Origin of the sequence: Promicromonospora vindobonensis (assembly GCF_042685865.1) — a bacterium.
Taxonomy (GTDB): domain Bacteria; phylum Actinomycetota; class Actinomycetes; order Actinomycetales; family Cellulomonadaceae; genus Promicromonospora; species Promicromonospora vindobonensis.
Genome location: NZ_JBHUOG010000002.1, coordinates 1994087 through 2020070 on the forward strand (window position 1 = coordinate 1994087; position 25984 = coordinate 2020070).

Here is a 25984-nt window from a genome sequence, read left to right on the forward strand (position 1 = left end):
CTCCGACGCTAAGCGGCGGTCAGGGCGGCGTCTTCCAGAAATCGGACGGGTGTGCGGCCGGTCAGCCGGCGCACCTCGTCGGTCATGTGGGCCTGGCTCGCGTACCCGGCGAGCGCCGCGCGGTCCGCGAGCGGGGACGGCACACCGGAGGAGAGGCCGATCAGCCGCCGCAGCCGGGCCACCCGGCCCAGCATCTTGGGCCCGTACCCGACGGCGGCGACCGTGCGGCGGTACAGGTGCCGCTCGCTCACGCCCAGGTCGTCGGCGACGCCGGCGATCCGCGAGCCGGGCGCACCGAGGCGCCGCGCGGCCGCCGCGACGAGCCCGTCCCGCTCCGCCTTGCGGTGCAGCACGGTGCGCGCGAGCAGGTCCAGCCGGCCCGCCGGGTCGGCCGTGCTGAGCGCCTCGGCGAGCGCCGGGCCGACGTCGGGCCACACGTCGGCCAGCGGCACGCGCTGGTCGCGCACCTCCGACGCCGGGAGGCCAAGGACGGCGCCCGCCGCGCCGGGCCGGAGCCGGATCCCGCTGGTGCGCGACGCCGGGGTCACGCCTGGCACGGTCACGACCGGGCCGGTGTCGGCGCCGACCACCACCAGCTCCCCGTCGAGCCGGACCAGGTCGACGCAGCCGTCGGGGATGATCAGCTGCTCGTGACCGGGTGGCACCTCGTGCTCCCACAGGCAGGCCACCACCGGCAGCAGGCCGGTCGGTGGGGCGAGCTCACGGTAGGTCACCAGAACCACGCTACGCGGACCCCCTGACACCGGCGCGTGTCGGATGCTCACGTCGCCCGGGTGGCCTGAGCTTCTGGCGTCTCGGGGTACGGCCGCAGGGCGGGCCGGATGTCAGTGGCCGGTGGCAGAGTCGTGGCGTGCCCCACGTACCGGCTCGCCCGAGCCGTCGAACCGCCTTCTCGCGCGACGAGCGCAGCACCCCGTGGCGCCGTCGTGCCCTGCGGGTCGCCGCCGTCGCGGTCCCTGCCGCGCTGCTGGCGGCCGGGGCCTCGTCGTACGCCGCCGTGGTGACAGGGCAGCTGGCCGCTCAGCCGGCCCTGGACACCCTGATCGTGCTCGCGGCGGTGAGCGCGGCAGTCATCGTGCTGGACGCCGTGACCTGGCTGGTCGTCCAGCGCGCCGTGGCCCGCGCTGAGGCCACGCTCCGGTCCGACCTGGCCGCAGCGGCCCTCGGCCAGCCCTTGGCCGCGCTCGAGGAGCAGGCGGTGGGCGAGCTCCTTGACCGGGTCAACGGCGATCCGGAACGGCTCACGCGGGCGATCAGCGGTATCGGCATCACCCTGGGACAGGCAGCGATCAGCCTGGTGGTCGGGTGGGTGGCCGCCGGCCTGGTGTGGTGGCCGGCCTGGGTGGCGTTCCCGCTGGTGGCGGCCGCCGTGCTGGTGTTCGCCCGCCGGTCGGCGCGGCCCTTGCGCGACCTGAGCCGGCGCAGCTCCGAGGCGGCCTCGGACCACATGGCCCAGCTCGAGGAGGCGGTAGCCGCCCGGGACGACCTGCGCACCGCCGACGGTCAGCGGTACGTGCTGCGTCGGTACGCCGAGCTCGCCGCACGCCAGATCCGGCTCCGCGAGGAGTGGTCGGTGGCGTTCTCCCGCGTGCGGCTGCGCACTGAGCTGCCGCTCGACGCCCTGGTCGGCGCCGTCCTCGTGGGCGGGGTGTGGGCAGTCACGGGCGGCACGCTCGACGTCGCGCGGCTGGTCGCGCTGTGGCTGCTCGTCACGGGGTTCGTCGGACGGGTCGACGTCCTTGGCCGCCTGCTGCCCCGGCTCGAGGAGGCGATCGGCACGTTCCAGCGGGTCCGCGACCTGCTGGCCCGGGCACAGGAGCCCGTTGGCGGGGCGCCCTTCCCCGGCAGCAAGGACACACCCGGGCCGGCCGCGACCGCCCGGCCCACCGGGGTGGACGTCGAGCTGCGCGATCTCACCTTCGCGTACGGCGGCGGGTTCGCCCTGGGCCCGATCTCGCTGACGATCCCCGCTGGCAGCACGTGCGCGCTGGTCGGCCGGACGGGCTCGGGCAAGACGACGCTGACCAAGATGCTGTCCCGGGCGGTCGACCCGCCCGTCGGGAGCGTCTTCCTGGACGGCCAGGACGTCACCGGCCTGGACGTGCACGAGCTGCGCACCCACGTCGGTGTCGTCGGCCAGCGCACCGAGATCCTGGCCGCGACCCTCGCCGACAACATCACGCTCTGGGCGCCGGTGCCGGCGGAGCGGGTCGAGGAGGCGGTGGACGCGCTCGGCCTGCGGGCCTGGGTGAGGTCGCTGCCGCACGGTCTGGACACCCGTCTGGGTGCCGACGGCGTGACCCTGTCGGCCGGTGAAGAGCAGCTGGTCGCCTTCGCGCGGCTCCTGGTCCGGGACGTCGAGGTGGTCGTGCTCGACGAGGCGACCGCGCGGATGGACCCGGCGACGGCAGAGCGGGTCACCCTGGCCACGCAGGCCCTCCTGGAAGGGCGGACGGCGGTGGTCGTCGCACACCGGCTGCCCACCGCGCGGCACGCCGACACGGTGGCCGTGCTCGACGGCGGGCGGCTCGTGGAGCACGGGCCGTGGGACCGGCTGGCGGCGGCGGGCGGGCACTTCTCGCGGCTGGTCGCCGCGGCCGGGCTCGGTGACGCAGACACCGGCGGGCCGACCAGGCAGACCCAGCCGGCCCGGAAGGCCGGCCGGCCCGCCGACGGCGAGCCCGGTCGACGGGCTCCGGACCCGACGAGGGACGACCCACCGGTCCGCCCGTCGATGGCGCGCGCCGTGTGGAGCACGCTGCGCGCCCGTCCCCTCGGCCTGCTGCTCCCGGCCGTCGTGTGGGAGCTCACGGACTACCTCACCTCGACCGGGCTCGTCGTCGGCTGGCTGTGGGCGTCGCTCGTCGTCGACCTGGAGGAGGGCTCGGCGCCCTGGCTGCTGGCGTGCGCCATCCTTGCGGCGGTGGTCGCCAACACGCTGCTGCCGTTCACGGTCCGTCTGACGAGCGCGCGCTGGTGGGCGGACTCGCGCCTGCGGCTGCGGCTCGCCGTCCTGCGCGGGCAGACGGCGCAGCGGCGGACGGTCCGCGACGCCCCCGGTGAGATCGCCGCGCGGGCGCAGGAGGAGTACCGGCTCACCGGCCACACCCAGGCGTGGCGCGAGCTCGTCACGGCACCGATCACGCTCGGGCTGCTCGTGGTGCTGAGCGACAGCCTGCTGGCCGGCGCGATCGGGCTCGCCATGGCGGCCGTCATGTGCGCGGCGCAGGTGCTGGGCAGCCGGTCGGTCGCGGCCGCCGCCCGGCAGGCGGGCGACGCCGCGGCGGAGCTGGGGCGCCTGCTCGGGTCGGCCCTCGACGCCGTGCGCACCGTCAAGCTCTCTGCCTCGACCGGCGGAGTCCTGGCCCAGGTGGCACGGGTGGACGGGCGCCGTGTGCTGGCGTCGCTGCGCGAGGAGCGGACCGATTTCCTCGTCGGGCTCGCGCCGTCCGTGCTCAGCCGCATCGCGACGGTCCTCGCGTGGGCCCTGCACCTGAACGGCACGTGGTCCCTTGCCACCACCCTCCTGGTCAGCACCTCGATCGGCACCTTCAGCTGGATCGGGTACGGGCTGGGCCAGCTCGTCACCAGCGCAGCCTCCGCCCGCCGCTGGGTCGAGGTCACGTCCCGGTACGCCGGCACGGAGCGGCTCGCCGACGTGCCCGACGACGTCGACCTGTTCACCGGCGCGGCGATCCCGGCAGGGAGCACCGCGCGAGCCGGGCACACCAGGACCGCACCGATGGCAGCCGCCTCCCCGGCGGCGGACGGCCTGCGCGAGCTGCGCCTCGACGGCCTCAGCGCGACACACGACGACGGCACCGTCGGCGTGGCCGGTGTGGACCTCGTCGTGCGGCGCGGCGAGCTGGTGCTGGTGGTCGGTCGCGTCGGATCCGGCAAGTCGTCCCTGCTCGGGGCTCTGTCGGGCCTCGTCGACGTCGGCGGACGGCTGACCTGGAACGGCACAGCGGTCACCGATCCGGAGACGTTCCTGCGCCCGCCCCGCGTCGCCCACGTCGCCCAGGTGCCGCACGTCGTGTCGGGGACCCTCGCGGACAACGTGCGGCTCGACCACGACCGCCCCGTAGCCGGCCCGGTCGGGGCGGCGGGGCTCGACCACGACGTCGCGGAGGCGGGCGGCACCGACACCCTGGTCGGGCACCGGGGGCTACGGCTCTCCGGCGGGCAGGTCCAGCGGCTCGGCCTGGCCCGTGCCCTGGCCACCGGCACCGACCTGCTGCTCGTCGACGACGTCTCCTCGGCCCTCGACGCCGTCACCGAGGCAGAGGTGTGGTCGGGCCTGCGGGCCGCGGGCACCACGGTCCTCGGCACGACATCGCGCGCCGCGACCCTGGCGACCGCTGACCGGGTGGTGGTGCTCGACGGCGGCCGGGTTGCCGCCGTCGGACCGTGGCGCGACCTGGCGCCACGCTGGTCCCACCTGGCCGGCTGACACCGGTGGAAAGGTGCATCTCGGCTTGCTCGAATCTGGGACACTGGTGCGCATGAGCACTCCTGCCTCCTCCAGGCCGACGGACCCGGCCGCGACCACACCCGCCCTCGACTCTCCGGCCACCTCGGTAGCCGGGGCCGACGTCGTACGCGCGGTGGTCAAGGAGGTACCGGACAAGGTCAGCGCGGACGGGCTCGAGACCAAGTTCGACGAGCGCTGGACCGCGGAGCGGACCTTCGCGTTCGACCGCACCAAGACGCGCGACGAGATCTACTCGATCGACACCCCGCCGCCCACGGCGTCGGGCTCCCTGCACGTGGGTCACGTGTTCAGCTACACGCACACCGACATCGTGGCGCGCTACAAGCGCATGCGCGGCCTCGAGGTCTTCTACCCCATGGGCTGGGACGACAACGGCCTGCCGACCGAACGGCGCGTCCAGAACTACTACGGCGTGCGCGTCGACCTGTCGCTGCCGTACGACCCGGACTTCACGCCACCGTTCGAGGGCACCGGCAAGAGCGTCAAGGCCGCCGACCAGGTCCCGATCAGCCGCCGCAACTTCGTGGAGCTGTGCGAGCGGCTGACGGCCGAGGACGAGAAGCAGTTCGAGCAGCTGTGGCGCCGCCTGGGCATCTCGGTGGACTGGGCGCAGACGTACCAGACCATCGGTGACAGCTCGCGGGCCACGGCGCAGCGCGCCTTTGTGCGCAACCTGCAGCGCGGCGAGGCCTATCAGGCCGAGGCGCCAGGGCTGTGGGACGTCACGTTCCAGACCGCGGTGGCCCAGGCCGAGCTGGAGGCCAGGGACTACCCCGGCCACTTCCACAAGGTCGCCTTCCACCAGGCCGACGGCACGCCCGTCTACATCGAGACCACGCGGCCGGAGCTGATCCCCGCCGTCGTCGCGCTCATCGCGCACCCCGACGACGAGCGCTACCAGCACCTGTTCGGCAGCACCGTGACGTCGCCGCTGTTCGGCGTCGAGGTCCCCGTGCTCGCCCACCACCTGGCCGAGCCGGACAAGGGCGCGGGCATCGCGATGTGCTGCACCTTCGGTGACCTCACCGACGTGCAGTGGTGGCGAGAGCTGCAGCTGCCCACCCGCTCGATCATCAACCGCGACGGCCGCATCACGCGCGAGGTGCCGGAGTGGCTGGCGGCGGGCCCTGGCGCCGAGCTGTTCGAGGCAGAGGTCGCCGGCAAGACGACCTTCAGCGCCCGCAAGGCGATCGTCGACGCGCTCACCGCGTCGGGCGACATGCCGGCCGAGCCCGTCGCCACGCAGCGCAAGGCGAACTTCTTCGAGAAGGGCGACAAGCCCCTCGAGATCGTGACCTCGCGCCAGTGGTACATCCGCAACGGCGGCCGGGGCAAGGAGCTGCGCGAGGAGCTGCTGGCCCGCGGCAAGGAGCTCGACTTCCACCCGGACTTCATGCGGGTGCGGTACGAGAACTGGGTCAACGGCCTCAACGGCGACTGGCTCGTGAGCCGCCAGCGCTTCTTCGGCGTCGCGATCCCGCTGTGGTACCCGGTCGACGCGAACGGCGAGGTCGACTACGACCACCCGATCGTGCCTGCCGAGGAGTCGCTGCCGGTCGACCCGACCTCGCAGGCGCCCGCCGGCTACACGGAGGACCAGCGCGGTCAGGCCGCCGGCTTCGTCGGTGACGCCGACGTCATGGACACCTGGGCCACGTCCTCCCTGACCCCGCAGATCGTGGGCGGCTGGGAGCAGGACCAGGATCTCTTCGACCGCGTGTACCCGATGGACCTGCGCCCCCAGGGCCAGGACATCATCCGCACGTGGCTGTTCTCCACCGTGGTGCGCTCGCACCTGGAGAACAAGGTGCTGCCCTGGAAGAACGCGGCGATCAGCGGCTGGATCCTCGACCCGGACCGCAAGAAGATGTCGAAGTCCAAGGGCAACGTCGTCACGCCCATGGACCTGCTGGTCGAGCACGGCTCGGACGCGGTGCGGTACTGGGCGGCCTCGGCTCGGCTCGGCACGGACGCGGCGTTCGAGGTGGGGCAGATGAAGATCGGCCGCCGTCTGGCGATCAAGGTCCTCAACGCCTCGAAGTTCGCGCTGTCGTTCGGTGGCGGCGCGGGCAGCGAGATCGCGCTCGACCCTGCGGCCGTGACTGTCGCCCTCGACCGGTCGATGCTGGCCGGCCTCGCGGATGTCGTCGAGCAGGCCACCGCTGCGCTCGAGGCCTACGACCACACGCGCGCGCTCGAGCTCACCGAGACGTACTTCTGGGCCTTCTGCGACGACTACCTCGAGCTCGTCAAGGACCGCGCCTACGGTGCGGGCGCCGATTCGGCGAACCTCTCCCCCGAGACGACGTCGGCTCGCACCAGCCTGGCGATCGCGCTCGACACCATGCTGCGGCTCCTGGCGCCCTACGTCCCGTTCGCCACGGAAGAGGTCTGGTCCTGGTGGCGCGAGGGTTCGGTGCACCGCGCGGAGTGGCCCGTCGCGGAGCCGCTGCGGGCAGCAGCCGGCAACGCCGACCCGACCGACCTCGCGGCGGCCGGTCATGCCCTTGCCGCGCTGCGCAAGGTGAAGTCCGAGGCCAAGGCGTCGATGCGCACGCCGATCGTGGCGGCGTCGCTCGCCGTGCCGGCCGGTTCGCTCACCGCCGTCGAGACCGCGGTCGACGACATCAAGGCCGCAGGCCGGGTCACCGGGGTGCTCGACCTCGTGACCGCCACCGAAGGCCAGGGTGACCAGGCGGTCCAGGGCGGGATGGTCGTGACCTCGAGCGAGCTGGGCGAGGCCCCGCCCCGTAACAAGGGCTGACCGCTGGTTCCGCCGAGGTAGTCCTGTGGCGACATAGTCGCCACCGGGCTACCTCGGCGGTCCGTTCCGGTCAGTTGAGCATCAGTACCACTGCGTCGCCCGCCTCGGCGGCCGCGCCGTAGAACGCGGTGAGCTCCCCGTAGGCCAGCGCCAGGCGCTCGGCGTCGGTCTCGGCGGCGTGCTCGCCCGGGTCCGGGCAGACCTCCTCATCGCAGACGTGGGCGGCGTCGGCGAGCGGCGCCAGGGTGTCGAACGAGGTGCCGACAAGGAACGCCGCGGCCTTCTCCACGTCCTCCGGACCCAGGTAGCGCACCGGCGTGATTCCCTCGGCCGGGCCGAGCTCAGCGCCGCCCTGCACCGGGTCGACGGGCATCTCACCATGCACCCGCAGCACCGTGTGCAGCGGGCCCCAGACGGTCCCGATGCTGAAGTACTTTGCCTCCTTTGCCGGAAGATCCATCTGCACCCATTCGCCGGCGAGCTCGTCGATGTGCTCCAGCGCCCAGGTCAGATCGGTCCGTGCCTTGTCGAAGTCGTCGGCGGCAAGCCGCGCGTACTCACAATGAATCATCCCCATGGCCCGTGACCGTACCGATAATGCGTTTCCGTGTGTATGGGCAAAACGGACACATTCCTGCGCAACATTTTCCCATACACGGTAAATCGGAAATTCCATACGGACGGCTGCCCGTTCTGGGGTTTTAGTCCCCGGAAACTGGCCGAGAGTTCACACCGAATTCACGCGCGGACTCAGGTCGGGGTTCAGGTCAGCCGTCGATCGTCTCCCGACATGCTCGCCAGTGCCTCCGTGGGCGTGCCGTCGTCGCGCCAGCGCAGCGTCGCGGCGACGCCGTCCATGAGCTCGACGGAGCCTTCGGGCGCGAACGTCAGGCCGGCGTCCTGCCCCACCGCCGCGCGCACGAGGGCCACCGACGCGGGCAGCTCCTCCATCTGCTCCGTCACGCCGACGGCCTCGAGGTCGGACCGGGACCCCGCGATGTGCATCGGGTCCGGCCCGATCCAGAGCTTGCGACCGTTCATGGGCGAGTTGCCGGTCCCGTACTCCTCAGCGAGGACCAGCTCCTTGACCTGACCGCGGGCGAGCACCGCCACGACGTCGTCCACCGACGTCACGGCGTTCGACTCACGGCCGAGCTCCTGCCGGAGCTCCGCCAGGACGCGTTCGCGACGCCGCTCCCGGTAGGAGTCGAGCGCCTCGGCGACCCGCTCGGCGAACGCGCCCTGGTGCACGCCACCGCCGCTGCGACCGCCGCCCGACACCTCGACCACCTTCTCCGCCGTCGGCGACGTCAGTGCGGCACGCGCGAGCGGCACCGCGCGCTTGTCCCCCGTGAGCAGCACGAGCTCCGGCCGCGTCTCGGCCACCTGACGCTCGATCTCGGCGGCGACGGCGGCCGCGTTGCGGTCCCACGAGTCCTCGGCGCGAGACTCGATGCGTGCACGCTTGACCTCGTTGGACCCGGACTTCTCGATCTCGTCGTGCGGAGCCTGGAACGTGCTGTGCACCTTGCCGCCCTGCCCCGCGCGAAGGAAGTCGGCGCCCTGCCGGTCGACGGCCACCTTGAGCAGCTCCACGGACTCGTCGGCGGCGAGCGCTGCCTGCAGGAGTGCGGGCACCGGCGCCCACGAGCTCGTCGTAGCGGTCGGCGGGTTGTTCACCACGCGGTCGACCAGCACGCCCGTGTCGTCCGCGATGACGACCCGACCGTGCGGTCCCGGGACCCTGGTGGGTCGTAGCACCACCTCTTCGACCGCGTCCAGCACGGCGGCCGGCGCACCTTGCTGCGCCAGGTCCTTGCGCGCCGCGTTCCAGCGGCCTTCGACGTCACGGTCGGCGGCCTGCTCGGACGGCGTCGCGTCCAGGTGCAGGGTCACAAAGGGGCCCTGGTGGCCGAGGAGGGGTTTGAGCCAGTCGATCTTCATTCGAACCTCCGCGTCTCCCGCCGAGGTCGAAGGGATGCCCTACCGCACGACCCCGCCCCGGCGTTCCCTCCAGGAAACGACGGATCGCGGGCGCGCGCCACCCCCACGCCGGAATTACCTGTGACCTCCACACCAAATACGCGCCACCCGAAGTCGACCACTTACCCAAGCAAGGTAAAGCCACGTCAAGTGATGGTCACCTTCAAGCGTATGTATCCACCTCAGGGAGGTTGTCGCCCTTGTGCAGCGCGGCGATCAGCTCGTGGTGGCGAATCACTTCGCTCACGATGAACTGGCGGAACTGGACCGCGAACTCGGGGTCCAGGCCGGACTCCTCGGCGATGGCCGTGAGCCGGGCGATCTGCTGCTGGTCGCGCGTCGGGTCTGCCGGCGGAAGGCCGCCGACCGCCTTGAGCTCCCCGACCCGTCGCGTCATCTTGAACCGCTCGGCGAGCAGATGCACGAGTGCCGCGTCGATGTTGTCGATGCTCCCGCGGAGCCGGATGATCTCGGACGGCACCGGAGCGCTGGTCGGTTCGTTGTCAGACACAGGAAAAGGCTAACCGCCCTCGGGCGCCATCGACGAAGGCCGCCGGCCACGACTGTTCCGACCTGCAACGTAGATCGGCTACAGTCTCCCGAGCAGGCACGCAACTTGGTGAAGGCCCAGAACTCTGGCTTCACCTCTTCAAGACTTCAACGGAGAGCAGAAGATGACACTCGCCACGTCGCCGGCCTTGGTGGAGGTGCCCGAGAGCACCAGCATCAACACGATCCTTGCGGACCGCGTGGCCCGCTCCGGGGACGAGGCACTCATCGAGCGGCGTGACACCCCCGACGGCCCGTGGACGGTGGTGTCGGCGCGGCAGTTCGAGGACGAGGTCCTCGCCGTCGCGCGCGGTCTCGTGGCCCGTGGCATCGAGGCAGGCGACCGCGTCGCGATCATGTCGCGGACCCGGTACGAGTGGACGCTGCTCGACTTCGCCATCTGGGCCGCCGGCGCCGTGGCCGTGCCCGTCTACGAGACCTCGTCGGCCGAGCAGGTCCAGTGGATCCTGTCCGACGCCGACGTCCGCCTCGTCGTCGTCGAGTCCCGCGCGCACGCCGACACCGTCACCAGCGTGCGGCCCGGCCTGCCCCGGCTCGAGGACATCCTGCTCATCGATGAGGCGGCCGTCCTCGACCTGCGCAAGGCGGGTACCAACCTCTCCGCAGGCATCGTCGCCGAGCGTCGTGACGCCGTCCGGCGCGACGACCTCGCGACCATCATCTACACCTCCGGCTCCACCGGTCGGCCGAAGGGCGTCGAGCTCACGCACGGCAACTTCGCGCACCTGACGATGAACGCCGCCGTCGGGATCCCGGAGCTGCTGCAGGCCGAGAACGCCCGCACGCTCCTGTTCCTGCCGCTCGCGCACGTGTTCGCGCGCTTCGTCGAGGTCGCGACCATCGCGGGCCAGGCGGTGCTGGGGCACGCTCCCGACATCAAGAACCTCGTCGCCGACCTGGGCTCGTTCCGGCCGACGTACCTCCTGGCCGTTCCGCGCGTGTTCGAGAAGGTCTACAACAGCGCGGAGCAGAAGGCGTCGTCGGCCCTCAAGGCCAAGATCTTCAACTGGTCCGCCCGGGTTGCCGAGAGCTACTCGCGAGCCATGGACGTGCCGGCAGGCCCGGGGCGCGCGCTCAAGGCGCAGCACGCGATCGCCGACAAGCTGGTCTTCAGCAAGCTCAAGGCCACCATGGGCGGCCAGCTGCAGTGGGCGGTCTCCGGCGGTGCGCCGCTCGGCGAGCGTCTCGGCCACTTCTTCCGGGGCGCGTGCGTCACCATCCTGGAGGGCTACGGCCTCACGGAGACCACCGCCCCCACGACGGTCAACAGGCCCGGCCAGATCGTGATCGGCTCCGTCGGCCCGGCGTTCTTCGGCACGGACATCCAGATCGCCGACGACGGCGAGGTGCTGCTGCGCGGCCCGCACATCTTCCGGGGCTACCGCAACCAGCCGGAGCTGACCGCCGAGGCCTTCGCCGACGGCTGGTTCCGCACCGGCGACCTCGGCCGCCTCGACGAGCACGGCCACCTGCACATCACGGGCCGCAAGAAGGAGATCATCGTGACCGCCGGCGGCAAGAACGTCGCCCCGGCAGTGCTCGAGGACCGTCTCCGTGCCCACCCGCTCGTGAGCCAGGTGGTGGCGGTCGGGGACCAGCGGCCGTTCATCGGCGCCATCATCACGCTCGACGCCGAGATGCTGCCCGGCTGGTGTGCGGCGAACGGGCTGCCGAAGCTGTCGGTCGACGAGGCCAGGGTGCACAAGCGGGTCCTGGCCGAGCTCGACAAGGCCGTCGACCACGCGAACGAGGCGGTCTCGAAGGCGGAGTCGATCCGGAAGATCGTCGTGCTCGACATCGACTTCACCGAGGCGAACGGCTACCTCACACCGTCGATCAAGGTGAAGCGCTCGAAGGTGATCGCAGACTTCGCGAACATCATCGACGCCATGTACAGCACCCGGACGCCGAACGCCCACGTGACCACGGCGCGCTGAACGGCCTGCACGCTCACCACGGTCGATAAAAGGTCAGGTGGTCGGTACCCCGGGGTACCGACCACCTGACCTTTTGCCGACCATCCACGAGAGCCCGGCTACGCGCTCTTCTCGCGCGGCTGGCGACCCCGCACGGGGTTCTTCCGCGGCACGACCGTCGGGTTCACGTTGTCGAGCACCACGTCACGCGTGATGACCACGCGCTCGACGTCGTCACGGCTCGGTACGTCGAACATGACCTGCTGGAGCACCTCTTCGAGGATGGCTCGCAGCCCGCGTGCTCCGGTTCCGCGGAGCAGGGCCTGCTCGGCGATGGCGCCGACGGCGGGCTCGTCGAACTCGAGCTCCACACCGTCGATCTCGAACATCCGCTTGTACTGCTTCACGAGCGCGTTCTTCGGCTCGGTGAGGATCCGGACCAGCGCATCGCGGTCCAGCGGCGAGACCGAGGCGATGACGGGGAGGCGACCGATGAACTCGGGGATCAGCCCGTACTTCTGCAGGTCCTCCGGCCGCACCTCGGCGAACAGGTCCTCGTCCACCGCGATGGACTCCATGGGGGCGCTGAACCCGATACCGCGCTTGCGGGACCGGGCGGCGACGATGTCGTCCAGCCCTGCGAACGCACCGGCCACGATGAACAGGACGTTCGTGGTGTCGATCTGGATGAACTCCTGGTGCGGATGCTTGCGCCCGCCCTGTGGCGGCACCGAGGCAGTGGTGCCCTCGATGATCTTCAGGAGCGCCTGCTGCACACCCTCGCCGGAGACGTCCCGCGTGATCGACGGGTTCTCGGCCTTGCGGGCCACCTTGTCGACCTCGTCGATGTAGATGATGCCCGTCTCGGCCTTCTTGACGTCGTAGTCGGCGGCCTGGATGAGCTTCAGGAGGATGTTCTCGACGTCCTCGCCCACGTAGCCGGCCTCGGTGAGGGCGGTCGCGTCAGCGATGGCGAAGGGCACGTTGAGCATCTTCGCGAGGGTCTGTGCCAGGTACGTCTTGCCCGTGCCCGTCGGGCCGATGAGCAAGATGTTGGACTTCGCGATCTCCACCGGGTCCTGGTCGTCCGGGCTGATCGACCGACCGGCCTCGCCGGCCTGGATGCGCTTGTAGTGGTTGTAGACGGCGACGGCCAGGGCGCGCTTGGCGGGGTCCTGGCCGATGATGTACTGCTCGAGGAAGTCGAAGATCTCGCGCGGCTTGGGCAGCTCTGTCAGCCCGAGCTCTGCAGCCTCACCGAGTTCTTCCTCGATGATCTCGTTGCACAGCTCGATGCACTCGTCGCAGATGTACACGCCCGGCCCGGCGATCAGCTTCTTTACCTGCTTCTGCGATTTGCCGCAGAAGTTGCACTTCAGCAGTTCCGCGCCGTCACCGATTCGCACCACTACCTGTCTCCTCGCCTTGTGCACCCTCACGGAGTCCCGCACAGGCCGGTTGACCCAGCAGATCCGCAACGTCGAGCGGTCTCAGATCCATTCCACACCACAGGTGGCCTGTTGTCAGCCCGGCGACCCGGCGGGTCGCACGACCGACTTTCACCACTTCATGACAATTTTGTCATGTTCTACGCAGCGTGTCCCACCATGCCCGACGCCGGGGCTCGTCGTCCACCGGTATTGGTGGCTTGCCCCGGCGCCGGGATGCGGTCCTGGCGAACCGACCGGAGAGGTCAGCGCGTCACGACCGCTACGGGCTTGCGCGACTCGAGCACCTCGTCGATCAGGCCGTAGTCCTTGGCCTGAGCCGCCGTGAGGATCTTGTCGCGCTCGATGTCGTCGCGTACCTGCTCCTGCGTCTTGCCCGAGTGCGTGGCAAGCGTCAGCTCGAGCCACTCGCGCATGCGGATGAGCTCGTTCGCGTGGATCTCGATGTCCGAGGCCTGCGCGTAGCCGCCACCCTCCATCGCGGGCTGGTGGATCAGCACGCGCGAGTTGGGCAGTGCGAGACGCTTGCCCGGCTGGCCGGCGGCCAGCAGGACCGCAGCGGCCGACGCCGCCTGCCCCAGGCAGACGGTCTGGATCTGCGGCTTGATGAACTGCATGGTGTCGTACAGCGCCGTCATGGCCGTGAACGAGCCACCGGGCGAGTTGATGTACATCATCACGTCGCGGTCCGGGTCCTGGGTCTCCAGGACCAGCAGCTGCGCCATGACGTCGTCCGCTGACGCGTCGTCGACCTGGACACCCAGGAAGATGATGCGGTCCTCGAACAGCTTGGTGTACGGGTCCTGGCGCTTGAAGCCGTACGGGGTGCGCTCCTCGAACTGAGGAAGCACGTACCGGGAGGACGGCATGGCACCGGCGGTAGCGAAAGGCAGCCCCGCGCCCGAACGGGCGCGTGCGCCGGCAAGGCGCTCTGCGGCTGCGACGAACTGGGCTTCAGGACTCACGATGGTCTCCTCGTCGATCAGGTCTTGATGAGTTTCCGGGCGGTCAGCTGGCCATGCCGCCGCCGCCGGCCAGCGCAGCACTCTCGACGACGTGGTCGACGAAGCCGTACTCCAGCGCCTCGGAGGCCGTGAACCAGTTGTCGCGGTCGTTGTCCTTGATGATCTTCTCGATCGGCTGCCCGGTCTGCTCGGACGTCAGCTCGGCCAGCACCTTCTTCATGTGCATGATGAGCTGCGCGCCGATCCGCACGTCGGTGGCGGTACCGCCGACACCGCCCGACGGCTGGTGCATCAGCACGCGTGCGTGCGGCGTGATGTACCGCTTGCCCTTCGTGCCGGACGACAGCAGGAACTGCCCCATGGAGGCAGCCATTCCCATCGCGACCGTCGCCACGTCCGGCTTGATGAACTGCATCGTGTCGTAGATCGCCATGCCGGCCGTGATGGAGCCGCCGGGCGAGTTGATGTAAAGCCAGATGTCCTTGTCGGGGTCCTCGGCCGCGAGAAGCATCATCTGCGCACTGATCGCGTTCGCGTTCTCGTCGCGGACCTCCGACCCCAGCCAGATGATGCGTTCCTTCAGCAGCCGGTTGTAGATGGAGTCGTTGAGCCCGAAGCCAGCACCCTCCGTCCGCGCTACCGGCCCAGCATCCATCCGCAGCAGATCGTTCACGTCCATCTCCTCGGTTCTGACTCTCGTCTTTGGACCACGTCCTACGACGTCGTGTCGCTCGACCCTAACGTGCCCCCGCCCGCCGGAACTCCTGATTCGGAGCCCTTTTCGCCTACAGCGCATCGGTGCTGCCCACAGCGAAGTCGGGGGGAACGCGGACGGCGGTCCGCACCCTCTGCGCGAGGGCGCGGACCGCCGTCCGGCGTCATGCCTCAGCCCTCTCGGGCCCGGCGTGCGTCAGGCCTTCGCGGGCTCCGACGACTCCGGTGCGGAGCCCTCTGCGTCCTCCGTCACCTCGGCGTCCTCGGCGTCGGCGACCTCCTGGGCCTGCGCCATGGCGTCGTTGAGCGCGGCCTGGGCGTCGTCGGCCTCTTCCGAGCCGATGAACTCGCTCAGGTCGACGACGTTGCCGTCGGAGTCCTTGACCTCGATCTGGCGCAGCGCGACCGCCAGCGCCTTCGAGCGTGCGACCTCGCCCACCATCGCGGGGATCTGGCCACCCTGCTCGAGGGTCTGGATGAACTCGCTCGGCTCCATGCCGTACTGCTGCGAGGCGCTCACCAGGTACTCGACGAGCTCGCCCTGGCTCACCTGCACCTTGAGCTTCTCGGCGAGGGTGTCGAGCAGGATCTGGTTCTTGATCGCCTTGGTGGCGTCCTCGGTGACCTCTGCGCGGTGCTCGTCGTCCTCCAGGCGGCTCTCGGACTCGAGGTGGCGGTGCACCTCGGCCTGGACCACGCCGGTCGGCACGGGGACCTCGACGGTCTCCAGGAGCTTCTCCATGAGCGCGTCACGGGCCGTGACGGCCTGGTTGGAGGTCTTGATGCCTGCGACCTGCGTGGTGAGGTCGGCCTTGAGCTCCTCGAGCGTGTCGAACTCGGAGGCGAGCTGGGCGAAGTCGTCGTCCACCTCGGGCAGGTCACGCTGCTTGACCGAGGTGGCGGTGACGGTGACGTCCGCCTCCTTGCCCTCGTGGTCGCCGCCGGCCAGCGGCGCCTTGAACGTGGTGGTCTCGCCGGCGGACAGGCCGGTCAGTGCCTCGTCCAGGCCCTCGAGCATGTTGCCGGAGCCGATCTGGTACGAGACGCCCGACACGGAGTCGACCTCCTCGTCGCCGATGAGGGCCTTGAGGTCGATGACGATGTAGTCGCCGTCGACGGCCGGGCGGTCCACGCCCACCAGGGTGCCGAAGCGCTCCCGCAGAGCGTCCATGCGCTCCGCGACGTCATCCTCCGTGACCTCGGTCGACTCGACGGTCAGGTCGACGTCGGACAGCTCGGGCAGCTCGATCTCCGGCCGCACCTCGACCTCGGCCGTGAACTTCAGCTGGCCCTCGCCGGCCTTGGCCGGGACGTCGGTCACGTCGATCTCGGGCTGGGCGAGCGGACGCAGGTCGGTCTCGCCGAGCGCGTCACGGTAGAAACCGGAGAGGCCGTCGTTCACGGCGTGCTCGATCACGGCGCCCCAGCCGACCCGCTGGTCGATGATGCGCGGGGGCACCTTGCCCTTGCGGAACCCGGGGATGTTCACCTGCTCCGCGATGTGCTCGTAGGCGTGATCGATGCTCGGCTTGAGCTCGTCGTAGTCCACCTCGACGGTCAGCTTGACCTTGGTGGGCTCCAAGGTCTCGACGGCGCTCTTCACTTCGATGGTCTCCAGAATGTCGGGGGTGCGCGCACGCCGGCGTACTGCGTCCCGGGGTGGCGCGGGGATGCTCATACTCTGTTGCTGCTGCTCGCTGACAGCCATGTGCGACGGACGCACGGGCAACCCGTCAATGGTACGCCCCACGACCACGGTCGCCGAATGCAAGCCGGTGGCGTGCCGCACACGTCCACCCTCCCACGGCCGCCGTCGTCCGCCGCCCGTGTTCGCCCTGGGCGTCAGCGGTCAGCGGCCCATCCCCGCGGTGAGCCCCGCGACGATCTGCCGGGTCGCCACGAGGAACAGGACCACGAGCGGCAGCGTGGCGATGACCAGGCCTGCGAACAGCGTGGACCACGACGTCTGGTACTCCCCGAAGAACGTGGTGAGGCCGACCGGCAAGGTGTACAGGTCGCGGTCCCGCACGAGGATCAGCGGGTAGAAGAAGTCGTTCCAGATGGGCACGAAGCGGAAGACCACCACGGTGGCGACCGCCGGCCGTACGAGCGGCAGGAGCACCGACCAGAAGGTGCGCAGTGGTCCTGCGCCGTCGATGCGGGCGGCGTCCTCCAGCTCGACCGGCAGCTGGCGCAGGAACGTCGCGAGCACGAAGACCGAGAACGGGATCGACACCGCCGAGTAGACCAGGATCAGGCCGGTCCGGGTCGAGGCGAGCCCGATCGTGTCGAGCAGGTAGAAGATCGGCACGATCATGAGGAAGACGGGCATCATCAGGCCCGACACGAAGACCTGCTCGATCGCCTCCATGAGCCGTGAGCGCGACCGCGCCAGCGCATAGGCGGCCAGCAGCGACACGACGGTCGACAGGGCGACGGACGCGGTGGTGACGAGCACGGAGTTGAGGAAGTAGGTCGAGAACGACGCCTCGACCCACGCCTCCCGGTAGGCGTCGAACGACGGGCTCACCGGCAGGCCGAGCGGCTCCGCCACGAGCTCCTGATCCGTCCGGAACGAGTTCCAGACCATGATCAGCAGCGGAACCAGCGCGACGGCGGCGTAGCCCCACAGGACGACGTGCACGCCTGCGCGCCTCACGTCAGCCTCCGCTCGACGCGGCGGAACCACCGGGTGAACAGGACCGACACCCCGACGATCACGACGAACAGCACGATCGCCACGGCGGACGAGATGCCTATCGCGTTGGACGCTCCCGAGTTGAAGGCCGTGCGGTAGAAGAGGAGCGACATGACGTCGGTCGCGCCGGCCGGGCTGCCGCTGGACCCGCCCAGGGCGTACGGGATGGGGAACGCCTCCATGGAGAAGATGAACGTCAGCACGCTCACCGTGCCGATCACCGGCAGCAGCATGGGCAGCGTGACGTGCCAGAACCGCTGGCGGGAGGTGGCGCCGTCGAGCATCGCTGCCTCCTCCATGGTGGGGTCGAGCGAGCCGAGCGCGGCCCCGTAGATCAGGAGCGGGAACCCGACCCACTGCCACGCGGTCACCAGCACCACCACCCACAGGGCGGTGTCCGGGTCGCCCAGCCAGGGCTGGGCCACCGCCTCCAGGCCGACCGCGCGCAGCACCGCGTTCACCGGGCCGAACAACGGCGACAGGAGCAGAGACCAGAGGTAGCCGACGACGAGGGGCGAGACCAGGTACGGCATCGTGTACAGCACCTGGAAGAGCCTGCGCAGCCGGTCCCGCTTGTGCAGCGCGTACGCCAGCAGCAGGCCCACCGAGTTCTGCACGACCATCGCGCCGGCGAACAGGAGCCCGTTGTGCGCGAACGCACGCGGCAGCTGGCTGCGGTACGGCTCGGTGGTCAGCAGTGCGACGAAGTTGTCCAGCCCCACGAACGCCTCCTGCGCGGTGCCGCGCCAGGAGAACAACGAGTAGGTCAGGGCCGTCGCCATCGGGTAGAGCACGAAGACGGCGAACAGGGCAGCAGCGGGCAGCAGGAAGAGCAGTGCTACGGGGGTGGGCAGCGCCGCTGTACGACGGCGGGTCACTCGCCCGGCGTCCACCAGGCCGACAGGCCGTCCTGGATGATCTTCGCCGCGCCCTCAGCGTCGGTGTCGCCGAGGAACAGCTTCTGCCCCGCCTCGCCCATGAGGTCGGTGCCGACGGGGTCGCCGTACCGGTAGTCCACGAGCAGCAGGTACGGCGCGGGGTTCTCCTGGTACAGGTCCCACATCTCCTGCTGGAGCGGGTCGGAGAACTCGACGCCGGGGATCGGCGAGAACTGCTTGAGCTCGTCGGCGACCAGCTGCCCGAACTCGGGCGTGGCCAGCCAGTTCAGGAGCGTCTGGGTCTCCTCGGGATGCTCGGTGGTGGCGGAGAGGCCCCAGCTGCCGTCCGCGTACCCCGCGGTGACGGGGTGGTCGACGGCCGACCCCGGCGGCGGGGGCACCTGGAACACGCCGAGCTCGAGGTCCGGGTTGGCCTCCTGGAAGAACGCCTGCTCGTACGAGCCGCCGGCGAACATCGCCGCCTGCTCGCTGGTGAACAGCACCTGTGCGTCCGTGTACGCGACGCCGGTCACATCGTCGGGCATGTACTTCTGCAGGTCCTTGAGCGTCTGGACCGAGTCGACGTACGCCGGGTCGGTGAAGTCGGTGTCTCCGTCGCGCAGGGCCTGCTGGAAGTCGGCGCCGCCGTACTGGGCGGCGGCCAGGGCGTCGTGCACCGTCGGCACGAACCACCCGTCGCGCGCGCCGACCGCGAGGGGTGTAACGGAGGCCTCCAGGAGCGTGTCGTTGATCGCCAGGAAGTCCTCCCAGGTCTCGGGCTCCGCCAGGCCGTTCTCCTCGAAGATCGCCGTGTTGTAGTAGACCTGGATCGTCTGGGACGCGAGCGGCACGCCGTAGACGGCGCCGTCCTCACGGCCGCGAGCGCCGTCCAGGATGGCGTCGTCGAAGTCGCCGAGCGCCGGGACGAGGTCCTCGAGCGGCTCGAGGTTGCCGCCCTCGACGAGCGGCTGGAGCAGGCCGTAGGACCGCACCTGGGCGATGTCCGGCCCGTCGGAGCCGGTCAGGCCGGTGCGCAGGATCTGGTCGTACTCGGTGTTGAGGTGGGCCTGGAAGGTCACCGTGATGCACGGGTTGGCCTTCTCGAAGACGTCGAAGATCTGCTCGTACGTCTTGACGTCCTCGGTGCGCCAGGACCAGACGTCGAGACCGACCGCCTCGCCGTCGCACCCCTCCCCCGCTGCCGCACCGGGCTCAGGGCTGCCCGACGACGGCGCGCAGGCCGCGAGCGTCAGCGTCACGAGGGCTGTGGTGACTCCTGCGAGGGTGGTTCGGCGGTTCATGCGCCGGACGTTTCCTCCCCGCGGTCGGGGTGTCAAGCATTTCCGCCGAATCGATATGTCGTGTCCTCACCGGAAATTGGTGCGATCGTGGCCATATCCGTGCCAGAATTCCCCCGCTACCGGCTTGTTCGACCATCTCTTCCACAGCATTGACGACGACGTCAAACCCCTGGAGATCCGAATGTCGCACCGTGCTCGCGTGTTTCTCGCTGCCACAGCCGTGACCGTCACGCTCGCCGCCTGTTCGTCGGGGGGCGCCGACGACGGCGGCGGCAGCCTCGTCGGTGAGGGCACCGGCGCCGACTGCACCATCGGGTCGCCCGTGCCGGTGGGCGCCGCGCTCAGCCTCACGGGCGGAGCAGCCAGCTACGGCGAGTCGCAGCAGAAGGGCCTCGAGCTCGCCGCGGAGCAGCTGAACGCGCAGGGCGGGGTCGAGTACGAGCTGACGGTCGAGGACGACCAGACGGACCCGCGCCAGGGCATCGCCGTGTTCGAGCAGTTCACGGCGGAGGACGGCGTAAGCGTGATCATCGGCCCCACCCTCTCCAACGGCGGCTTCCAGGCGCAGCCGGTCGCGCAGGAGGAGGGTGTCCCGGTGCTGGCGATCTCGAACACCGCCGACGGGATCACCGAGCAGGGCGACTACATCTTCCGTGACTCGCTGACCGAGGCCCAGGTGATCCCGCAGACCGTCGCCAAGGCCAAGGAGGCCTACGGGGCCGAGAGCGCTGTCGTCATGTACAGCAACGACGACGCCTTCACGGAGGCCGGGTACGAGGTGTTCGCCGAGTCGCTGGACGCCGAGGGCATCGAGGTCGCCGAGACCCTCGAGTTCTCGACGTCGGACACCGACTTCCGCGCCCTGCTGACCGAGGCCAAGTCCGCCGACGCGGACCTGCTGGTGGTCTCCGCCCTCATCGAGGCGGCGATCCCGCTGGTCACGCAGGCACGTGAGCTCGGTATCGACGTGCCGATCGTGGGCGGCAACGGCTTCAACAACCCCCAGCTCATGGCCGACGCCGGCGACGCCGCCGAGGGCGTGGTCGTCGGCGCAGCGTGGAACTCGGCGTCCGACAACCCGGAGAACACGGCGTTCCTCGCCGACTTCGAGGAGAAGCACGGCACGCAGCCCGACCAGTTCGCGGCCCAGGCCTTCGCGGGCCTCATGCTGATCGACACCGCCGTGCGGGCCTCGTGCTCGGGCGAACGGGACGCGATCAAGGAGGGTCTCGGCACGATCGACGGCGTGCCGTCGGTGCTGGGCGAGCTGACGATCAACGACGCACGGGACGCCGAGCACGAGGCAGTGGTGCAGATCGTCGAAGACGGCACGTTCGCCGTGCTCGACTGAGCGCACCGCCACCATGCAACAGCTGCTCAACGGGCTCTTCATCGGCTCGATCTACGCGCTCTTCGCCGTCGGGTTCGCGCTCGTGTTCGGCATCCTCGACCGCCTCAACCTGGCTCATCCGGCGGTGTTCGCGGCGTCGGCCTTCATCGGTATCGAGCTGGTCACCGTGGGAGGGCTGCCCTTCTGGGCGGCCCTGCCCGCCGTCGCCGTCGTGGGCGCGCTGCTCGGGCTGATCGTGGAGCGGGTGGCGTTCCGGCCGCTCAAGGGCAGGGCCGACGCGCACTTCGCCGGCCTGATCTCGTCCATCGCGGTGGCGGGCATGCTGATCGCGCTGCTGCAGTGGCGGTACGGGGCCGAGACCCGCCGCTTCCCCGCCGACACGTTCCCGGCCACCCGGTTCGACGTGCTCGGCGCCCAGGTCACGCTGCTGCAGGTGGTCATCGTCGGTATCTGCCTCACGCTCGTGGTGGGGCTGACCTGGCTGGTCGCTCGCAGCCGGCTCGGCCGCGGCATGCGAGCCGTCGCCGAGAACCCGACGGCGGCGCGCGTGCTCGGCGTGAACGTCGACCGGGTCACCGCGACGACGTTCGCGATCTCGGCCGCGCTCGGGGCGGTGGCGGGTGCACTGTTCGCGATGAACGTGAACTCGGCGCAGCTCGGCATGGGGTCGGCGATCGAGCTCAAGGGGCTCGCGGTCATCGTGGTGGGCGGCATGGGCTCCCTGCCCGGTGCGCTCGTCGGCGGGATCCTGCTCGGGGTCGCCGAGGTGTTCGCCGTGCAGTACCTGGGCTCCGCGTGGCGCGACCTGATCGCGTTCGCGCTGCTCTTCGGGATCCTGCTGCTCCGCCCGCAGGGGCTGTTCGGCGGACGTCGGGCGCGGCAGGTCTGATGTTCACCGAGTCGACGGTCACCTTCATCGCGCTCGGCGCGATCTTCGCCTTCTCGTTCTACGCCGTGCTGAACGCGGGCCAGCTCAGCCTCGGCCAGGCCGGCTTCGCGTCGGTCGCCGCCTATACCTCCGTGCTCCTCGCGCCGGACCCCGACGTCGTCGGCGACCTGGCCGCCCTCCTGATCGCGCTGGTCATCGGCATGACGGCGGGCACGGTGGCCGCCGTCGTGCTGGGGCTGCCGACCATGCACCTGCGGGGCGTGTTCCTCGCCATCGCCACCCTCGGGTTCGCCGAGGCCGTGCGCATCTTCCTGCTCAACGCCGAGTGGACGGGCGGCGCGCAGGGACTTTCCGTGCCCAAGATCGTCACGCCCGCGATCGCCTGGGTGGTGCTGGCGATCGTCGCCTACTGGTTCTGGCGGTCCGGCCCCACCCGGTACGGGCGGGCGCTCGAGGCCATCCGCGAGGACGAGCTCGCGGCCGGCGCCATGGGGATCGACGTGGGCAGGCACCGCCTCGGGGCGTTCGCGACGGCCGGTGCGGTGGCCGGGCTCTACGGCGTGCTGTGGGCCTACACCGTCCGCCTGGTCGCGCCGGCCGACTTCGGGTTCACCGCCGCCATCGACGGGCTGGTCACCGCCATGGTGGGCGGCACGACGATGTTCGTCGGACCCGTGGTGGGCAGCGCGTTCCTCACGGTCATCCCCGAGATCCAGCGCGCCCTGGGCGTCGAGGCCGGCTGGATCCGGCCGTTCGTCGCAGGCCTGCTGCTGCTCGTCGTCATCCTGTTCCTGCCCGGCGGGCTGGCCGGGCGGATCCCGCGGCGCATCCGGGTGCCCGACCTCGACGCCGGCGGGAACGACGACGCCGACAGCGCCGGGGCCAGCGGCGGCGCCAGCGCAGAGCTGCGCACCCGCGAGCACGCCCCGCTCGGCGACGTCGTCGCCCGGCTGACCGGGCTGAGCAAGGACTACGGCGGCGTGCACGCGGTGCGCGGCGTCGACCTCGAGATCCGCAGCGGCGAGCTGCTCGGTCTGATCGGGCCCAACGGCGCGGGCAAGACGACGCTCGTGAACATGCTCAGCGGACTCGTCGCGCCGTCGTCGGGCGAGGCGACCGTGCTGGGCGTGACCGCTGGACGCGCCCCGGTGCACCGCGTGGCCGCCGCCGGCGTGAGCCGCACGTTCCAGCACTCCAAGCTCTTCGACCGGCTCTCCGCACTGGAGAACGTGCTGGTCGGCGGGCACCTCGTGACCCGGCCGACCCTGCTGCGACGGATGCTCTGGCTGCCGTCGGCGCGACGCGACGAACGGGCGGCGCTCGCCCGTGCCGCAAGGTGCCTGCGCCGGGTCGGCATGCTTGAGGCTGCCGCCACCCGCGCCGGCGCCCTCTCGTACGGGGACCAGCGGCGGCTCGAGATCGCCCGGGCGCTCGCCGCCGACCCGAGCCTGCTCATCCTGGACGAGCCCGCCGCCGGCATGAACCAGGTGGAGGCCGGCGAGCTCGCCCACCTCATCCGCTCGCTGGCCGACGACGGCCTCGCCGTCCTGCTCATCGAGCACAACGTCGGGCTCGTGCGGCAGGTCTGCGACCGCGTGGTGGTGCTCGACTTCGGCGAGATCATCGCCACCGGCGCACCGGCACAGGTAGCGGCCGACCCTCGGGTCGTCGAGGCGTATCTCGGGACGGAGGCCTGACATGACCGAACCCGTGCTCGAGGTCGAGCACCTCTCGGTGCGGTACGGCCGCGTCGAGGCGGTGCGTGACGTGTCGTTCAGCGTGGCGGAGGGCTCGCTGGTGACGCTCGTGGGCGCGAACGGCGCCGGGAAGTCGACGATCATCAACGCGGTGTCCGGCATCGTGCGGCCGCACAGCGGTCGTGTCCGGTTCCGCGGGGCCGACATCACGCGCACGCCCGCCCACAAGCTGGTGGCACGCGGCCTGGTCCAGGTTCCCGAGGGCCGGCAGATCCTCGCGTCCTTGACGGTGGCCGAGAACCTCGCGATGGGCGGCTGGCACCGTGGCCGGGGTGCTGCCCGCACCATCGACGAGATGTACCAGCGGTTCGGGGTGCTGTCCGAGCGGCGCGACCTGCCCGCAGGCACGCTCTCCGGGGGCGAGCAGCAGATGCTCGCCATCGCCCGGGCGCTGGTCGCGGAGCCGGTGCTGCTGCTCCTGGACGAGCCGTCCATGGGCCTGGCACCGCTCGTGGTGAACGAGGTGTTCAGCGTCGTGGAGCAGATCCGCACGACCGGCACCACCGTGGTCCTTGTCGAGCAGAACGCCCGCCGGGCCCTGCGCGCCGCCTCCGACGGCTACGTGCTGCGCACCGGCGAGGTGGTGCGCTCGGGTCCGGCGGCAGAGCTGCTGGCCGACGACGAGGTGGTGCGGGCATACCTGGGCACTGCCTGAACCCGATGCCTGATGCTGCGCACTCCGCCTGGTGGATGTGGCTGCCGGACCGCGAGATCTCCCGGGCGCAAAGCTGGAGGATGCGCATCGGACGACGCTCCCGCAGCGCTAGCCGGGGCACGTACTGCCGTTCGGTGGATGACCGTCAACGGTCCAGCGCCAGAGCAGCGTTCACGAGGCGAGCACGGCGCGGAACGCGCCGTGCTACCTAGAAGTCGTCCGGCGTCCGGATCCGGTCCCGGATCCACGCCCCGGCTTCCTTGAGCCGGTCGGTCCCGAACGAGCCGCCCGAGCAGGTCCCCTCCCTGAAGACCGCGCCGGACCGGTGGTCGTCCGAGAAGTTCCAGTTCACCCAGCTGATCTTCTTCGACTCCGCCAGGTCGAGGTACCGCTGCGTCATCGCGAAGTCGTTGGCGCCCTCCCCCGCGCTGTTCTGCGACCCGAACTCCGTGATGAACACGGGGATCTGGTCCGCGGCCCTGGAGAGCGTGTCCAGGTACTCCTGGTCGTGCGTCGCTGCGTAGAAGTGGAACGTGTACATCACGTTCGAGGCGTCGACAGGGTTGTTCACCACCTCGGACTCGTCCGACCCGTCCGACTCGCCGAGCGAGGACCACGCGCGGGTGCCCAGCAGGACGACGGCGTCCGGGTCCTTGGCCCGGATCACGGGGACGATCTGCTCGTGGTAGCTCTTGATGGTCTGCCACGAGACGCCGTTGGGCTCGTTCGCGACCTCGTAGATGATGTTGTTCTTGCCGCTGTTCCGCTCTGCGATGGCAGTGAAGAACGTCGTGGCGCGCTGCAGGTTGAAGTGCGGGTCGCCCGGATCGAGCATGTGCCAGTCGACGATGGCGTACATCCCGCGTGCCGAGAGCATGTCGATGTAGTCGTTCACGAGGGCGGTGAACCGTGCCGGGTCGGTCTCGTAGCCGCCCTCCTGCACGTAGGTGGAGATCCGCACGACGTCCGCGTTCCAGTCGTACGCGAGAGTGTCGAGCGAGGCGTCGGTCACGCACTGGGAGTACCACTGGGTGCCGTGCGTGCTCATCCCGCGGAGCTGGATGGGGGCGCCCTGCTCGTTGCACAGGTTGACGCCGCAGACACTGAGCTGACCGTTGGCCGCGACGGGGGTCCCCGCTTCCGGTTCCGGCTCGGGATCCGGAGTCGGATCAGGTGCCGGCCCGCCGTCGCACGCGCCGTCGTGCGTCCAGAGCGTGGGTGTCGACACCGGGTCCCACCCGGCGCCCGGGTGCGCGGTGTGCCCCATGGTCGCGGTGTAGCCGCTTCCCTCGTAGGTGACCCGGTCGCCCGCTCGGTAGCTCGTGCCCTCCGCCCAGGCCGGTGCGGAGCACTCTGCGGCCACTGCAGTGGCCGACAGGACCGGCACGAGGGCGGTTCCCGTCACCAGCATCGCGGCAGTGACGAGGGCAATGATGATCGGTGCGCGGCGGAAGACCATGATGAGACCACCTCAGTTCGCGGACGGAGCCGTGGCAGGCCGTGGCGACGTCGCCCACCTGCTGGTCGCACGGACGCTAGCAAGGTGCGTGCGCGGGCGGCATCGGGGATTCCCACACCG

General features: G+C 70.5%; 19 protein-coding genes. 7 read left to right on the top strand and 12 right to left on the bottom strand.

Features of this window, described 5'->3' with window-relative positions:
- Nucleotides 1-8: 8 nt before the first annotated feature.
- On the bottom strand, nt 9-734 hold the full coding sequence (locus ACFS27_RS22215) for a DUF6597 domain-containing transcriptional factor (RefSeq protein ID WP_377187627.1): 726 nt from the start codon (nt 732-734) through the stop codon (nt 9-11).
- A gap of 137 nt (nt 735-871) precedes the next feature.
- Here ACFS27_RS22215 and ACFS27_RS22220 point away from each other — a divergent pair, with 137 nt between their 5' ends.
- The gene (locus ACFS27_RS22220; RefSeq protein ID WP_377187630.1) at nt 872-4474 is read left to right on the top strand and encodes an ATP-binding cassette domain-containing protein; all 3603 of its coding nucleotides are present in this window, start codon (nt 872-874) and stop codon (nt 4472-4474) included.
- Nucleotides 4475-4526: 52 nt separating this feature from the next.
- Nucleotides 4527-7280 carry a valine--tRNA ligase gene (valS, locus tag ACFS27_RS22225; protein ID WP_377187633.1) on the top strand — a complete coding sequence of 918 codons (2754 nt, stop codon included), beginning with the start codon at nt 4527-4529 and terminating at the stop codon, nt 7278-7280.
- Nucleotides 7281-7350: 70 nt separating this feature from the next.
- Here the strand turns inward: valS and ACFS27_RS22230 are convergent, their stop codons facing one another.
- The 3 genes from ACFS27_RS22230 to ACFS27_RS22240 form a co-directional block, all read right to left on the bottom strand.
- On the bottom strand, nt 7351-7857 hold the full coding sequence (locus ACFS27_RS22230) for a DUF1877 family protein (protein WP_377187635.1): 507 nt from the start codon (nt 7855-7857) through the stop codon (nt 7351-7353).
- Nucleotides 7858-8042: 185 nt separating this feature from the next.
- Nucleotides 8043-9224 carry a baeRF2 domain-containing protein gene (locus ACFS27_RS22235; RefSeq protein WP_377187638.1) on the bottom strand — a complete coding sequence of 394 codons (1182 nt, stop codon included), beginning with the start codon at nt 9222-9224 and terminating at the stop codon, nt 8043-8045.
- A gap of 202 nt (nt 9225-9426) precedes the next feature.
- Nucleotides 9427-9774 (bottom strand): chorismate mutase, encoded by a 348-nt coding sequence (locus ACFS27_RS22240; RefSeq protein WP_377187641.1) that lies wholly within the window; start codon nt 9772-9774, stop codon nt 9427-9429.
- A 163-nt stretch (nt 9775-9937) separates the two neighbouring features.
- Here ACFS27_RS22240 and ACFS27_RS22245 point away from each other — a divergent pair, with 163 nt between their 5' ends.
- The gene (locus tag ACFS27_RS22245; protein ID WP_377187644.1) at nt 9938-11770 is read left to right on the top strand and encodes an AMP-dependent synthetase/ligase; all 1833 of its coding nucleotides are present in this window, start codon (nt 9938-9940) and stop codon (nt 11768-11770) included.
- Between the two features lie 98 nt (nt 11771-11868).
- Here the strand turns inward: ACFS27_RS22245 and clpX are convergent, their stop codons facing one another.
- The 7 genes from clpX to ACFS27_RS22280 all read right to left on the bottom strand — a co-directional run bounded on the left by clpX (nt 11869) and on the right by ACFS27_RS22280 (nt 19753).
- Nucleotides 11869-13158, bottom strand: a complete 1290-nt coding sequence (gene clpX, locus ACFS27_RS22250; RefSeq protein WP_253869590.1) for an ATP-dependent Clp protease ATP-binding subunit ClpX — start codon at nt 13156-13158, stop codon at nt 11869-11871.
- 284 nt (nt 13159-13442) lie between these two features.
- Complete coding sequence (locus tag ACFS27_RS22255) at nt 13443-14162, bottom strand: ATP-dependent Clp protease proteolytic subunit (RefSeq protein WP_377187649.1); 720 nt, start codon at nt 14160-14162, stop codon at nt 13443-13445.
- Nucleotides 14163-14205: 43 nt separating this feature from the next.
- Nucleotides 14206-14841 (bottom strand): ATP-dependent Clp protease proteolytic subunit, encoded by a 636-nt coding sequence (locus tag ACFS27_RS22260; protein ID WP_377187652.1) that lies wholly within the window; start codon nt 14839-14841, stop codon nt 14206-14208.
- Between the two features lie 231 nt (nt 14842-15072).
- Nucleotides 15073-16479: a trigger factor gene (gene tig, locus ACFS27_RS22265; protein WP_377191130.1), complete on the bottom strand. Its 1407-nt coding sequence runs from the start codon at nt 16477-16479 to the stop codon at nt 15073-15075.
- A gap of 246 nt (nt 16480-16725) precedes the next feature.
- The gene (locus tag ACFS27_RS22270) at nt 16726-17535 is read right to left on the bottom strand and encodes a carbohydrate ABC transporter permease (protein ID WP_377187655.1); all 810 of its coding nucleotides are present in this window, start codon (nt 17533-17535) and stop codon (nt 16726-16728) included.
- Nucleotides 17532-18452, bottom strand: a complete 921-nt coding sequence (locus ACFS27_RS22275) for a carbohydrate ABC transporter permease (RefSeq protein ID WP_377187658.1) — start codon at nt 18450-18452, stop codon at nt 17532-17534. The genes ACFS27_RS22270 and ACFS27_RS22275 overlap by 4 nt, the downstream gene beginning before the upstream one ends.
- Nucleotides 18449-19753 (bottom strand): ABC transporter substrate-binding protein, encoded by a 1305-nt coding sequence (locus tag ACFS27_RS22280; protein ID WP_377187661.1) that lies wholly within the window; start codon nt 19751-19753, stop codon nt 18449-18451. Before ACFS27_RS22280 ends, ACFS27_RS22275 begins: the two co-directional genes overlap by 4 nt.
- A gap of 199 nt (nt 19754-19952) precedes the next feature.
- Between ACFS27_RS22280 and ACFS27_RS22285 the strand changes: the two genes are divergently transcribed.
- Genes ACFS27_RS22285 through ACFS27_RS22300 form a run of 4 tightly spaced genes read left to right on the top strand, consistent with a single transcriptional unit; the run spans nt 19953 to nt 24405 of the window.
- The gene (locus ACFS27_RS22285; protein ID WP_377187664.1) at nt 19953-21104 is read left to right on the top strand and encodes an ABC transporter substrate-binding protein; all 1152 of its coding nucleotides are present in this window, start codon (nt 19953-19955) and stop codon (nt 21102-21104) included.
- Nucleotides 21105-21117: 13 nt separating this feature from the next.
- Complete coding sequence (locus ACFS27_RS22290; protein WP_377187667.1) at nt 21118-21993, top strand: branched-chain amino acid ABC transporter permease; 876 nt, start codon at nt 21118-21120, stop codon at nt 21991-21993.
- Complete coding sequence (locus ACFS27_RS22295) at nt 21993-23690, top strand: branched-chain amino acid ABC transporter ATP-binding protein/permease (protein WP_377187670.1); 1698 nt, start codon at nt 21993-21995, stop codon at nt 23688-23690. The genes ACFS27_RS22290 and ACFS27_RS22295 overlap by 1 nt, the downstream gene beginning before the upstream one ends.
- Before the next feature lies 1 nt (nt 23691).
- A complete protein-coding gene (locus tag ACFS27_RS22300; RefSeq protein ID WP_449301744.1) occupies nt 23692-24405 on the top strand; it encodes an ABC transporter ATP-binding protein in 714 nt (237 codons plus the stop codon).
- Between the two features lie 208 nt (nt 24406-24613).
- On the opposite strand, the gene ACFS27_RS22305 is transcribed toward ACFS27_RS22300, so the two are convergent.
- The gene (locus ACFS27_RS22305) at nt 24614-25864 is read right to left on the bottom strand and encodes a cellulase family glycosylhydrolase (protein WP_377187673.1); all 1251 of its coding nucleotides are present in this window, start codon (nt 25862-25864) and stop codon (nt 24614-24616) included.
- Nucleotides 25865-25984 lie beyond the last annotated feature (120 nt).

Bases quoted from the DNA above. Each gene is read 5' to 3' on its own strand.
- ACFS27_RS22290 (WP_377187667.1), top strand. From the start codon at position 21,118: ATGCAACAGCTGCTCAACGGGCTCTTCATCGGCTCGATCTACGCGCTC.
- valS (WP_377187633.1), top strand. From the start codon at position 4,527: ATGAGCACTCCTGCCTCCTCCAGGCCGACGGACCCGGCCGCGACCACA.
- ACFS27_RS22280 (WP_377187661.1), bottom strand. From the start codon at position 19,753: ATGAACCGCCGAACCACCCTCGCAGGAGTCACCACAGCCCTCGTGACG.
- ACFS27_RS22300 (WP_449301744.1), top strand. From the start codon at position 23,692: ATGACCGAACCCGTGCTCGAGGTCGAGCACCTCTCGGTGCGGTACGGC.
- ACFS27_RS22230 (WP_377187635.1), bottom strand. From the start codon at position 7,857: ATGGGGATGATTCATTGTGAGTACGCGCGGCTTGCCGCCGACGACTTC.
- ACFS27_RS22305 (WP_377187673.1), bottom strand. From the start codon at position 25,864: ATGGTCTTCCGCCGCGCACCGATCATCATTGCCCTCGTCACTGCCGCG.
- ACFS27_RS22295 (WP_377187670.1), top strand. From the start codon at position 21,993: ATGTTCACCGAGTCGACGGTCACCTTCATCGCGCTCGGCGCGATCTTC.
- ACFS27_RS22260 (WP_377187652.1), bottom strand. From the start codon at position 14,841: ATGGACGTGAACGATCTGCTGCGGATGGATGCTGGGCCGGTAGCGCGG.
- ACFS27_RS22245 (WP_377187644.1), top strand. From the start codon at position 9,938: ATGACACTCGCCACGTCGCCGGCCTTGGTGGAGGTGCCCGAGAGCACC.
- ACFS27_RS22235 (WP_377187638.1), bottom strand. From the start codon at position 9,224: ATGAAGATCGACTGGCTCAAACCCCTCCTCGGCCACCAGGGCCCCTTT.